We start from the raw sequence: 12379 nt of genomic DNA on the forward strand, positions 1-12379 counted from the left end.
GTGCACGACTGGAAACACCGCCTGCGACGCTGGGCATTGCCTGCACTGGCCGCGCTGGTCATGGCAGGCTGCGCGCGCCCCGAGCAGGGCACCACCACCGTGCGCTTCTGGGCGATGGGGCGCGAGGCCGAAGTGGTCAGCGAGCTGATCCACGAATTCGAAGCGGAAAACCCCGGCATCAAGGTCGATGTGCAGAACATCCCGTGGACGGCCGCGCACGAAAAGCTGCTGACCGCCTTTGCCGCCGATGGCCTGCCCGACGTGTGCCAGCTTGGCAACACCTGGGTGCCCGAGTTCGCCGAACTCAACGCGCTGACCCCACTGCAGCCGTTCGTGCAGCATTCCACCGTTGTCGATCCGAAGGACTACTTCCAGGGCATCTGGGATACCAACGTGATCCACGACGAGCTGGTCGGGGTGCCGTGGTACGTCGATACCCGCCTGATCTATTACCGCAAGGACCTGCTGGCCAAGGCCGGCTTCGACCATCCGCCGCGTACCTGGGCCGAATGGGACGAGCAGATGGCCGCGATCAAGCGCATGCAGGGCCCGAACCGCTATGCGGTGCTGATGCCGATCAACGAGTTCGAGCAGCAGCTGTCGCTGGCCCTGCAGCAGCCCGATCCGCTGCTGCGCGACGACGACACCCGTGGCAATTTCTCCAGCCCCGGCTTCCGCCGCACGCTGGGGTTCTACGCCAACATGTTCGAGCAGGGCTGGGCGCCGAAGATGTCCGAGACGCAGATCTCCAACGTCTGGGATGAATTCTTCCGCGGCTTCAACGTGTTCTACATTTCCGGCCCCTGGAACATCCGCGAGTTCAAGAAGCTGCAACCGAAGGCACTGGAAGGGCAGTGGGGCACGGCCGCGCTGCCGGGTCCGGACGGTCCGGGCGCCGGCATCGCCGGTGGTACCAGCCTGGTGATCTTCCGCAAGTCGCAGCAGAAGGAAGCGTCCTGGAAGCTGATCGAGTTCCTGTCGCGGCCGGCAATCCAGGCGCGCTTCCACGCGATCATCGGCGACCTGCCGCCGCGTCGCAGCACCTGGAATGCGCCGTCGCTGGCCAACGATCCACTTGCCGCCGCCTTCCGAGACCAGCTGGAGCGGGTCAAGCCGACCCCGAAGGTGCTCGAATGGGAGCGCATCGTGCAGGAAATGCGCATCGTCACCGAACAGGTGGTGCGTGGCGGCCTGCCGCAGGACAAGGCCGTGGCCGAACTGGACCAGCGCGTGGACAAGGTGCTGGCCAAGCGTCGCTGGATGCATGAACAACAACGCCTGCAGCGCAGCGCACCCCCCTCGGGTTCGACCAGTGCAGTCGCGGCCGGGAGCCCGCAATGAAACGTACTTCGCTTGCCGGCTGGATCTTCGCCGGCCCCTCGCTGATCGTGCTTGGTGTGTTCTTCGGCCTGCCGGTGGCTTCGGCGCTGGCGCTGAGCGTGACCGACTTCGACCTGTATGCGCTGGCCGACAGCAGCAACCTGCGCTTCGTGGGTCTTGGCAACTACATCGACCTGCTGCAGACCCCGATGTTCTGGAAGTCGCTGTGGAACACCACCTATTTCGTGGTGATCGGCGTGCCGTTGTCGATCGGTGTATCGCTGGGCGCGGCGATGCTGCTCAATGCCCCGGCCGCGCGCTTCAAGGCGCTGTTCCGCACCGCGCTGTTCGCCCCGGTGGTGACCACGCTGGTGGCGGTGGCGGTGATCTGGCGCTACCTGTTCCACACCAGCTATGGCCTGGTGAACTACGGCCTGGGCCATCTTGGCATCAGCCCGATCGACTGGCTGGGCGATCCCAACTGGGCGATGCCGACCATCATGCTGTTCGCGGTGTGGAAGAACTTCGGCTACAACATGGTGATCTTCCTGGCCGGCCTGCAGGCGATCCCGCATGACCTGTACGAGGCCGCGCGCATCGACGGCGCCTCGCGCTGGAAGCAGTTCCTGCACATCACCCTGCCGATGCTCGGACCGGTGCTGCTGGTGGTCGGGGTGATCACTGTCTCCGGGTACTTCCAGCTGTTCGCCGAACCGTACGTGATGACCCGCGGCGACCCACTGCAGAGCACCGTCAGCGTGCTGTATTTCATGTTCGAGGAAGGCTTCAAGTGGTGGAACCTGGGACGCGCCTCGGCTGTGGCGTTCCTGCTGTTCCTGATCATCCTGGCGGTGACCACCGTGATGCTGCGCTTTGGCCGCAAGAGGCAGTTGGTATGAGTCGTGAAATCGGCCAGTCACGCTGGCACCCGTGGATGATCAATGGCGCGCTGCTGGTGCTGGCCCTGGTCAGCCTGGCACCGTTGCTGTGGATGCTGTCGGTGTCGTTCATGCCGCAGGGCGAGGCCACCCATTTCCCGCCGCCGCTGCTGCCGTCCAGCATCACCACGCACAATTACACCGAGCTGTTCGCGCGCACCGGCATGGGCGGCAACTTCGCCAACAGCCTGCTGGTGTCGCTGGCGATCACCCTCGGTTCGCTGCTGCTCAACACGATGGCCGGCTACGCTTTCGCCAAGCTGCAGTTCGCCGGTCGTGAGCGGCTGTTCCAGGTGCTGATGGCGGCGCTGGTGATCCCGGCACAGGTGGCGATGCTGCCGCTGTTCCTGTTGATGAAGCAGCTGGGCCTGGTCAACAGTTTCGGCGGCGTGATCGTGCCGGCGCTGGCCAGCGTGTTCGGCATCTTCCTGGTGCGCCAGTACGCCCGCTCGATTCCCGATGAGCTGCTGGAAGCGGCGCGCATCGACGGGGCAGGGGAACTGCGGATCTTCTTCCAGATCGTGCTGCCGATGCTGAAGCCGGTGCTGGTGACGCTGGCGATCTTCACCTTCATGGGCGCCTGGAACGATTTCATGTGGCCCTTGATCGTGTTGACCGACCAGGAGCACTACACTTTGCCGGTGGCCCTGGCCACCCTCTCGCGCGAACACATCATGGACGTGGAAATGATGATGGCCGGCGCAGTGGTCACCGTGGTTCCGGTGCTGGCGCTGTTCCTGGTGCTGCAGCGGTACTACATCCAAGGATTGTTGCTGGGGAGTGTGAAGGGATGATGCGTGCGATCGCCGTTGGACTGGGCCTGTTGTGGTCTTCCCTGGCGATCGCCGCACCACCGGCGCTGCCCGCGCCGAAGGTGCTGGATGATTTCGACGACATCAGCGCCTGGAAGCTGGTGTTGTCCGACCAGGTCAGCGGCTCGCTGCGGCCGGTCAGTGGCGCTGGCGGTGGCCGCGCGCTGTGCCTGGATTACGACTTCCATGAGGTCTCCGGCTATGTCGGCATCCGCCGCCCGCTGAACATCGAGTACCCGGCCAACTACCGCTTCGGCTTCCAGCTGCGCGGTGATTCGCCTGCCAACGACCTGCAGTTCAAGCTGATCGACGCCAGCGGCGACAACGTGTGGTGGGTCAACCGCCCCGGTTATGCCTTCCCCAAGGCGTGGACGCCGGTGGAGTACCGCCGCCGGCAGATCGACAAGGCCTGGGGGCCATCGCCAGAGAAGGACATGGCGCGCAGCGCGTCGATGGAATTCACGATCTACAGCAAGGTCGGCGGTCGCGGTACCGTGTGCTTCGACAAGCTGACCCTGCAGGGGCTGCCCGCGCAGGATGATTCGGCGCTGCGGCCCTCGGTGATCGCCGATACCGCAACCGCGCTGCAGGACCGGATGATCGACGGCAAGTCCGATACCTTCTGGATCAGTGGCGGGGTCAAGCAGCAGACCATCAGCCTGGACCTGCACAAGAGCCGCGAGATCGGCGGTGCGGTGATCGACTGGCTGCCCGACCTGGAAGCGAACCGCTACACCGTGCGTATCTCCGAGGATGGCCGTGACTGGCGTACCGTGCGAGAAGTGACCGCAGGCGCCGGAGGCCGGGACTGGCTGGCACTGCCCGACACCGATGCGCGCTACCTGCGTTTCGATCTGCAGGGCGGGCCGAACTGGCGCTACGGCATCCGTGACATCACCCTGAAGCCGCTGGCGTTCGCCGCGACTCCCAACGCCTTCCTGTCCTCGGTGGCGGCCGACCTGCCGCGTGGCGCATTGCCGCGCGCCTACGTTGGCGAGCAGCCGTACTGGACCCTGCTTGGCCTGGACGGTGGCCAGGAGCATGCGTTGATCAGCGAGGACGGCGCACTGGAGCCGGCCAAGGGCAGCTTCAGCATCGAGCCGTTCATCCGCCTCGACGGCAAGCTGCTTGACTGGTCGAACGTTGCCATCAGCCAGTCACTGCAGGATCGTTACCTGCCGATCGCCACGGTCGACTGGGTGCACGAGAAGGCCGGCCTGTCGGTGACCAGCTTCGTGCAGGGCACGCCCGAACGCGCCCAGCTGATCGGGCGCTACCGCTTGAGCAATCCGGACAAGGTCGCGCACGAATACACCCTGGCCCTGGCGATCCGCCCGTGGCAGGTCAATCCACCCACCCAGTTCCTCAACACCGTGGGCGGCTTCAGCCGCATCGACAGCCTGGACGTGGGCGAGCAGCTGGTGCGCATCAATGGCGAACCGCGGCTGTATCCCCTGCAGGTACCGGATGCGCGCTTTGCCAGCAGCTTCGACGGCAAACTGGATGCGATGCACCTGGCCAGCGGCAAGCTGCCCGGCACTACTGCGGTGAAGGACGCGACCGGCATGGCGTCCGGCGCACTGCTGTACACGATCAAGCTCGAACCCGGGCAGAGCCGCGAGGTGGCGATCGTGCTGCCGCAGACCGGCAGCTGGGCGCCGCAGGCGCTGGACGTGGCCAAGGCACAGCAGCAGGTCGCGACGATGTGGCGCGACAAGCTGGGCGTGGTGACCCTGCAGGTGCCCGCCGCCGGCCAACCGCTGGTGGAAACCCTGCGCACCGCAGTGGCGCACATGCTGATCTCGCGGGTCGGCCCGCGCCTGCAGCCGGGTACGCGCTCCTATGCACGCAGCTGGATCCGCGATGGCGCGATGATCTCCGAAGGCCTGCTGCGGATGGGTCGCAGCGATGCCGTGCGTGACTACGTGACCTGGTATGCGCCCTATCAGTTTGAAAACGGCAAGGTGCCGTGCTGCGTCGATGCGCGTGGCAGCGACCCGGTGCCGGAGAACGACAGCCACGGCGAACTGATCTACAACATCGCCGAGTACGGCCGCTATACCGGCGACACGGCCTTCCTCGAGCAGATGTGGCCGCATGTGCTGGGCGCCTACAGCTACATGGAGCAGCTGCGGGGCAGCGAGCGCACCGAGGAGAACCGCGCGCGCAATCCTGCCTTCTACGGGATGATGCCGGCCTCGATCAGCCACGAGGGCTATTCGGCCAAGCCGATGCATTCGTACTGGGACAACTTCTGGGCGCTGCGTGGTTACAAGGACGCCGCGCAACTGGCGGCGCAGCTGGGCAAGGTCGAGGCGATGCAGATCAGCGAGTCGCGCGATCAGTTCCGTGATGACCTGCAGGCCTCGCTGCTGGCGGCCATGCAGCAGCACCGCATTGATTACCTGCCGGGCTCGGCCGAGCTGGGTGACTTCGACGCCACCTCCACCACGATTGCGTTGGCGCCCGGCGGCGAGCAGGGGCGGTTGCCGCAGCAGGCGCTGGACGCGACCTTCCAGCGTTACTGGAACGAATTCGTCGCACGCCGCGATGGCAAGCGCGAATGGAAGGACTACACGCCGTACGAATGGCGCAACGTCGCCGCGTTCGTGCGCCTGGGATGGCGTGATCGTGCCTGGCAGGCCACCGAGTTCTTCTTCAAGGATCGTGCGCCGCAGGCCTGGAACCAGTGGGCCGAGGTCGTCTCGCGCACGCCGCGCAAGCCGTTCTTCGTGGGAGACCTGCCGCATGCCTGGGTAGCCTCGGACTTCGTCCGCTCGGCCCTGGACATGTTCGGCTACAACCGCGATGCGGATGAGGCGCTGGTGCTGGCCGCCGGTATCCCGGTGGCGTGGCTGCAGGGCGAGGGCATTGCCGTGCAGGGCCTGCGCACGCCGCAGGGGCAGCTCAACTATCGCCTGCAGCGCAGCGACAAGCAGCTGGTGCTGGAAGTGCAGCCCGGGCTGGTGCCGCCGGCCGGTGGCGTGGTGCTGCCATGGCCGTATGCAGGCGAGCCGGGCCAGGCGACGGTCAACGGCGAGGCGGCGGAATGGGTCAACAACGAGCTGCATGTGCACCAGTTGCCGGCACGCGTCGAGATCGATGTGCCCAGCGCAGTGCGCCGCGCCGAACGCAAGGAAAAGTAAGCATGCGAGGTCCGCTCGGAATCGGTCGCGGTTTCTGCGCGCTGGGGCTGGCGATCGCGCTGGCCCTGCCCGGGCTGGCGCCAGCCGCTGAGCCGGCCAGCGCGGCTGGCGCGGCCGCAGCGGTCGGCGAACCCGGCATGAGCATGGTCACATTCAACCTGCACCACGACCGCGAGGACTGGCCCAGCCGTCGTCGCACGATCGTGGCCGAGCTCAAGCGCCTGCAGCCCGATGCCATCGCGCTGCAGGAGGTGATCCAGAGGCGCAACGTCCGCAACCAGGCGCAGTGGCTGGCCAGCCAGCTCGGCTACCGGTACGTATTCGTGTCCACCGATCCGGTGGGTGCACCCAAGCGTTATGGCAATGCGCTGCTGACCCGGCGCCCGATCCTGGCGCATGGCGAACACCTGCTGCTGCCGCTGGATGACTACCGCACCGTGGCCCATCTGCGCATCGACGTGGAGGGCAGGCCGGTCAATGTCTATGCCACCCATCTCAACGAGCGCAGTGACGACGCCGGCCAGCGCATCCGCCGCAGCCAGGTCGAGGATCTGCTGCGTTTCATCGCCGGCAGTTCTGCGGGGGCACCGGTGGTGATTGCCGGCGACTTCAACGCCCTGGTCGATGCCGGCGATCTGAGCGAACTGCGCAGCCACTACGGCGACAGCTACGGCAGCGTGCATGTCAACACCGACCTGGCGGGTGTGAGCACGCTCAACCGCCATTACTACCAGGCGCCGTCGCGGATCGACCACATCTTCTTCCAGCAGGACGAGATGGTCGCGCGCGAAGCGAAGATCCTGTTCGACCAGCCTGATGACGGCGGCCGCTGGGCCTCCGATCACTACGGGGTGTGGACCCGGCTGCAGTTCGCGCCGAAGCCCTGATAGCGGCCTCGCGTGGCGACGCGGCAAGCGTTCGCTACGGCATCTGATACGTCACAAACAGAAACGGCGGGGATCATCGATCCCCGCCGTTTCGTTGTTGCCGATCAAGGATCGATCAGGCGACCGGTGGCGTGCGCTTGCCGGCGTCTTCATCTTCTTCCGACGCCTGCGCGTCGGCGGCCTGTGCGGCAGCGTCGGCATGGCCATCGGCGATCGGGTCGACCTGCGCCGGCACGACCGCATCGGCGACCGGCGCAGCGGCGTCCACCGGTGCGGCCTCGACAGCCACCGGGGCTGCGGGCTGCTCGGCGACCGGGGCGACTTCAACCTCGGCCTTCGGTTCGACTGCCGGAGCAGCTTCAACCACCGGCGCAACATCGGCCACCACCGGCTTCGGCTCGGCCACCGGTGCGGCTTCGACCACCGCGGTAGGTTCAGCGACCGGAGCTGCTTCGATCGCAGCAGCGGTCTCGACCACCGGCGGCTTCGCCTCGATCACCGGAGCCGCTTCAGGCGCGGGCTGCACCGGCGTCGCTGCATCGATGGCATCCAGCATGCTGGTCTGCACCGGCGACGGGGCCGGTTCGACCTTGGCGACTGCTTCCACCGGAGCCGGAGTCTGCACTGCGGCGGCCACTGGAGCGGCTGCCTCGACCACGGCACTGCTTACGGCAGCAACCGGGGCAACCGCGGCAGCCACTGCAACCGGCGCACGTGCCGGCTTGCCGGCATCAGCGGCGGCCGGCTCGACTTCGTCATCGAAATCGAATTCCGGCTGCGAACGCGACGGCTGCACGGCGGCTGCCGGTGCGCCGACCGAAGCCGGGGCGGTCTGCTCGACCGAATCGCCGTCGTTGTCCTCGCCTTCGGCATCATCGCCGTCGTCCAGGTCATCACCCAGTACGTCACTACCTGCAGCGTTCTCGGCGCCACCACGACGACGACGACGACCACCGCGACGGCCACGGCGGCGGCGGGTTGCGCCTTCGCCGGTCTGATCGCCTGCGGCATCGGCCGCAGCATCCTCGGCTGCCCCGGTCGCAACCACGACCTCGGCATCGGTCGTTGCGGCGGTGTCCACGGCCGCGACGGTGTCGACCACGTTTTCAGTGGCGACGGCCGGTGCCAGTGCCTTTTCTTCCTGCACCGCAACCGTGGCCGCAACCGCAGTCGTGGTAGCCACGGCAGCGGCAGCGGTCACGACATCGGCCGGGGCTTCGGCAGCGGCACGCTGCGGCTTCTCGGCCGGCTTGTCACCGTCCTGCGGGCGCGGCTGCCTCGGCTGCTTCAGCTTCGGCTGCTGCTGCCCCTGGCCCTGTTCGTTGCGCGGCTTGTTCTGCTGCTGCGGCTGCTGGGCATCCTTCGGCTTGCCCTGCTGCTGCGGCTGCTGCTGGCCATTGCCATTGGCCTGGCTGCCGCCGTTGCGGCCATCCTTGCGCTGCTCACCGCGGTCCTTGCGGTTGCCGCCGTCCTTCTGCTGCTGCGCATTGCCATTGCCGCCGTTGCCACGGCTGTCCTCGCGACGGTCCTTGCGGTCCTTGTTGCGATCCTTGTTGCGGTCACGGCGGCCGCCATCCTGCTGCGGCTGGCGTGCGGTCGGTGCCGGTGCGGGGGCCGGTGCCGGCTCGCCGCCAAAGATGCGCTTGAGCCAGCCGACGACGCCACCACTGGCGGCGGCTGCCGGGGCCGCTGCGGCCACCGGTGCCGGTGCCGGGGCGGCGACCGGTTCCACTTCCTCCCGCACCGGGGCGGGGGAGTTGTGCTTGACCTGGGTCACCATCGGCGGCGGGATGTTCAGCTGGCCCTTGGTCAGCGCATGCACCGGCAGCTTGCGCGGGGTACCGCGCTGGTAGCTCGGCTTGCCGCTTTCCTCGCCCAGCTCGTTGTCGCGCAGGCGGGTGACGGTGTAATGCGGGGTGTGCAGCTGTTCGTCGGCAACGATCACGATCGGCGCCTCGTGGCGCTTCTCGATTTCGCCCAGCGCGCCGCGCTTTTCATTCAGCAGGTAATTGGCGATCTCCACCGGGGCCTGTACCAGCACCTGCCCGGTGTTCTCCTTCATCGCATGCTCTTCGGCGACGCGGATGATCGACAGCGACAGCGACTCGACGCTGCGCATGCGGCCATGGCCGTCGCAACGCGGGCAGACGATCTGGCTGGATTCGCCCAGGCTCGGACGCAGGCGCTGGCGGCTCATTTCCAGCAGGCCGAAGCGCGAGATGCGGCCGACCTGCACGCGTGCACGGTCGTACTTCAGCGCGTTGGCCAGGCGGTTCTCGACCTCACGCTGGTGCTTGTTGGAGGCCATGTCGATGAAGTCGATCACCACCAGGCCACCGAGGTCGCGCAGGCGCAGCTGGCGGGCCACTTCCTCGGCCGCTTCCAGGTTGGTCTGGAACGCGGTGTCCTCGATGTCGCTGCCCTTGGTGGCGCGCGAGGAGTTGACGTCGACGGCAGTCAGCGCTTCGGTCTGGTCGACCACGATCGAGCCACCCGACGGCAGGCGCACGTTGCGCTCGTAGGCGCCTTCGATCTGCGATTCGATCTGGAAGCGGTTGAACAGCGGGATGTCGTCCTTGTAATGCTTGAGCTTGCGCAGGGTCTGCGGCATCACCTGCTGCATGAACTCCTTGGCGTGCTCGTACATTTCCTCGGTGTCCACCAGGATCTCGCCGATGTCGGCGCGCAGGTAGTCACGCAGGGCGCGCACGATCAGGCGCGATTCCTGGTAGATCAGGAACGGGGCCGGCTTGCTCAGGGCGGCTTCGGCGATGGCGCGCCAGACGTTCAGCAGGTAATCCAGATCCCACTGCAGCTCTTCCGCATCGCGGCCGACGCCGGCGGTACGGATGATGACACCCATTTCGTCGGGGATGTTCAGCTTGTCCAGAGCGTCCTTCAGCGCCGCCCGGTCTTCACCCTCGATGCGACGGGAAACACCGCCGGCACTGGGGGAGTTGGGCATCAGCACCATGTAACGGCCGGCCAGGGAGATGAACGTGGTCAGGGCGGCGCCCTTGTTGCCACGTTCTTCCTTGTCCACCTGGACGACGATTTCCTGGCCTTCCCTCAGCAGCTCGCGGATGCCGGCCTTGTTGTGGTCGACACCGGCCTGGAAGTAATCGCGGGAGATTTCCTTCAGCGGCAGGAAGCCATGGCGGCCACCACCGTATTCAACGAAGGCCGCTTCCAGCGAGGGCTCGATGCGGAAGATCCGGCCCTTGTAGATGTTGGACTTCTTCTGTTCCTTGGACGGCTGCTCGATGTCGATGTCATACAACGACTGGCCATCCACGATGGCAACACGCAGCTCTTCAGCCTGCGTGGCGTTGATCAGCATTCGCTTCATTGTTGCGTTCCTCGCAAGCGGCTACCGCGCGGAACGCCATGGAGTTTCGCCTCTGGACACGGCTCGCCGCCCATTCGCGCAAGCGCGGGGAGGGCGGCTTGGGTTTCCAGCGCTACGACACCACGGCAGGCCGCGGGAGCGCTTCAATTTTCTGGTTTTGGGTGTTGCAGGGCCGGAGGCAGCTGTCAGCCAGGCTGGAGCGCCGCACGGGACATGTTCAGCGCGACTGCGTGTCAGGCAATCGGCGATGGCCGGGAACGCCGGTGAGCCGCTAACATGGCCGCCCCGCGGGCGGTGGTCGCGCACTGTGCCGGATTCGTCGGAAGCGGGGCTTCTGGCCCTGAGCAACTTCCAACGAAATCAATCCCTTATCTCGCCCCCCGAGTGTAACAGAATAAACAGGCTGATGACTGCACAAGACCCCACCAAGCCGGCCGGCGACAAGCCTTCCGTGCGCATGATCACCGTTCCGGCCGACCGCGCCGGCCAGCGCCTGGACAATTTCCTGCTCGGCCAGCTCAAGGGTGCCCCGCGCAGCCTGGTCTACAAGCTGGTCCGCAGCGGGCAGGTGCGCGTCAATGGCGGCCGCGCCAAGGCCGAGCGCAAGCTGGAGGCCGGCGACGAAGTGCGGATACCGCCGGTTCGTCTCAGCGAAGAGGGAGACAGGGCGGGGCCGCCTGAGGCGTTCATGCGTCGGCTGGAGCAGGCCATCGTCTTCGAAGATGCCCGGCTGCTGGCGCTGAACAAGCCGACGGGCGTCGCCAGCCATGGTGGCAGCGGCATCAGCTTCGGCGCCATCGAGACCCTGCGCGCTCTGCGCCCCGGGCAGACCCTCGAACTGGTCCACCGGCTGGACCGTGATACCTCGGGCCTGTTGATCGTGGCCAAGAAGCGTTCGGCACTGAGCGAGCTGCAGGCACTGCTGCGTGAAGACCACGGCGCCGGTATCCGCAAGCGCTACCTGACCCTGTTGGCCGGGCGCATGCCGGACGGGGTGATGACGGTCGACGCGCCGCTGCACGTGGGCCTGCGCCAGGGCGGCGAGCGTCATGTGCAGGTCAACGCGATCGGCAAGGAATCCATCAGCCATTTCCGGGTGCTGGAGCGCAAGGGCGGCCATTCCTATTGCGAGGTGCGTATCGAAACCGGCCGCACCCACCAGATCCGCGTGCACGCCCAGCATCTGGGACATCCGGTCGCCGGTGACGACAAATACGGCGATCCTGCGGTCAACAAGCGGCTTCGTGAGCAGATCGGGCTGAAGCGCCTGTTCCTGCATGCCGCGTCGCTGGAGTTCGCGCTGGACGACGGCAAGAGCCCGTATGTGCTGAACGCGCCGCTGGCCGATGAGCTGGTCGAGGCGCTGGATCGACTTCGCTAAGGGCGGTTCGGCGGCGCCGGGCGTTTGGCTGGAGCCGTCGTTTCCCTGCGATAAGTGGGCTTGTCACTTTCTTTGCTCGTGCAAAGAAAGTAACCAAAGAAACACGCCGCCATCCGCGAGCCAGCGCTGCGCGCCGGTGCCCTGTGCTCCTCGGTCCGCCGAGGGGCGGCGCGGAACTCGCTGCGCTCAAACACCCGCGCCTCTTCGCCCTCGCCGGACCTGCGGTGCTCGGCTCGCTACAAGGCGGACCCGACAGCCGCAGCGTAGACCCCAGGCTGCACGCAGCCTTTGTAGAGTCGAGCAACGCTCGACTCACGCGCGCAGCGCGGGCTTCGCTTTTAATCCTTTCATCGCGCGGCTGGCACGCACGGAAAAATGAGGGGCACGGGCGGGGGGGGGTGGGGGGGGGGGGGGGGGGGCGGGGGGGGGGGCCCCCCCCCCCCCGCGGGGGGGGGGGGGGCGCCCGCCCCCCCGCCCCCCCCCCCCCCCCCCCCCCCCCCCGCCCCGCCTTCGACAGGTTCCCGGTGACGGTTTGATTCGTTCCGG

At 66.9% G+C, this 12379-nt stretch carries 7 protein-coding genes; 6 read left to right on the forward strand and 1 reads right to left on the reverse strand.

The window, feature by feature from the left end:
• Genes M2299_RS17310 through M2299_RS17330 form a run of 5 tightly spaced genes read left to right on the forward strand, consistent with a single transcriptional unit; the run spans position 1 to position 7103 of the window.
• On the forward strand, positions 1 to 1341 hold the full coding sequence (locus tag M2299_RS17310) for a sugar ABC transporter substrate-binding protein (RefSeq protein ID WP_099843062.1): 1341 nt from the start codon (positions 1 to 3) through the stop codon (positions 1339 to 1341).
• Entirely contained in the window at positions 1338 to 2219 is an 882-nt protein-coding gene (locus M2299_RS17315; protein WP_025876513.1) for a sugar ABC transporter permease, read from the forward strand. The genes M2299_RS17310 and M2299_RS17315 overlap by 4 nt, the downstream gene beginning before the upstream one ends.
• Positions 2216 to 3052, forward strand: coding sequence for a carbohydrate ABC transporter permease (locus M2299_RS17320; protein ID WP_025876515.1), 837 nt, complete (start codon positions 2216 to 2218; stop codon positions 3050 to 3052). Before M2299_RS17315 ends, M2299_RS17320 begins: the two co-directional genes overlap by 4 nt.
• Entirely contained in the window at positions 3049 to 6216 is a 3168-nt protein-coding gene (locus M2299_RS17325) for a discoidin domain-containing protein (RefSeq protein ID WP_280884737.1), read from the forward strand. The genes M2299_RS17320 and M2299_RS17325 overlap by 4 nt, the downstream gene beginning before the upstream one ends.
• A gap of 2 nt (positions 6217 to 6218) precedes the next feature.
• Positions 6219 to 7103: an endonuclease/exonuclease/phosphatase family protein gene (locus M2299_RS17330; protein ID WP_280884738.1), complete on the forward strand. Its 885-nt coding sequence runs from the start codon at positions 6219 to 6221 to the stop codon at positions 7101 to 7103.
• Between the two features lie 115 nt (positions 7104 to 7218).
• Here the strand turns inward: M2299_RS17330 and M2299_RS17335 are convergent, their stop codons facing one another.
• A complete protein-coding gene (locus tag M2299_RS17335) occupies positions 7219 to 10452 on the reverse strand; it encodes an Rne/Rng family ribonuclease (protein ID WP_280884739.1) in 3234 nt (1077 codons plus the stop codon).
• A 406-nt stretch (positions 10453 to 10858) separates the two neighbouring features.
• Between M2299_RS17335 and M2299_RS17340 the strand changes: the two genes are divergently transcribed.
• Positions 10859 to 11833 (forward strand): RluA family pseudouridine synthase, encoded by a 975-nt coding sequence (locus tag M2299_RS17340; protein ID WP_280884740.1) that lies wholly within the window; start codon positions 10859 to 10861, stop codon positions 11831 to 11833.
• Positions 11834 to 12379: the final 546 nt, after the last annotated feature.

The organism is Stenotrophomonas sp. 1278 (genome assembly GCF_029892765.1).
Taxonomy (GTDB): Bacteria; Pseudomonadota; Gammaproteobacteria; order Xanthomonadales; family Xanthomonadaceae; genus Stenotrophomonas; species Stenotrophomonas indicatrix.

Excerpts from the sequence above, each read along its gene's own strand:
- M2299_RS17315 (WP_025876513.1), top strand. The coding sequence starts at position 1,338 with ATGAAACGTACTTCGCTTGCCGGCTGGATCTTCGCCGGCCCCTCGCTG.
- M2299_RS17320 (WP_025876515.1), top strand. The coding sequence starts at position 2,216 with ATGAGTCGTGAAATCGGCCAGTCACGCTGGCACCCGTGGATGATCAAT.
- M2299_RS17325 (WP_280884737.1), top strand. The coding sequence starts at position 3,049 with ATGATGCGTGCGATCGCCGTTGGACTGGGCCTGTTGTGGTCTTCCCTG.
- M2299_RS17330 (WP_280884738.1), top strand. The coding sequence starts at position 6,219 with ATGCGAGGTCCGCTCGGAATCGGTCGCGGTTTCTGCGCGCTGGGGCTG.
- M2299_RS17335 (WP_280884739.1), bottom strand. The coding sequence starts at position 10,452 with ATGAAGCGAATGCTGATCAACGCCACGCAGGCTGAAGAGCTGCGTGTT.
- M2299_RS17340 (WP_280884740.1), top strand. The coding sequence starts at position 10,859 with ATGACTGCACAAGACCCCACCAAGCCGGCCGGCGACAAGCCTTCCGTG.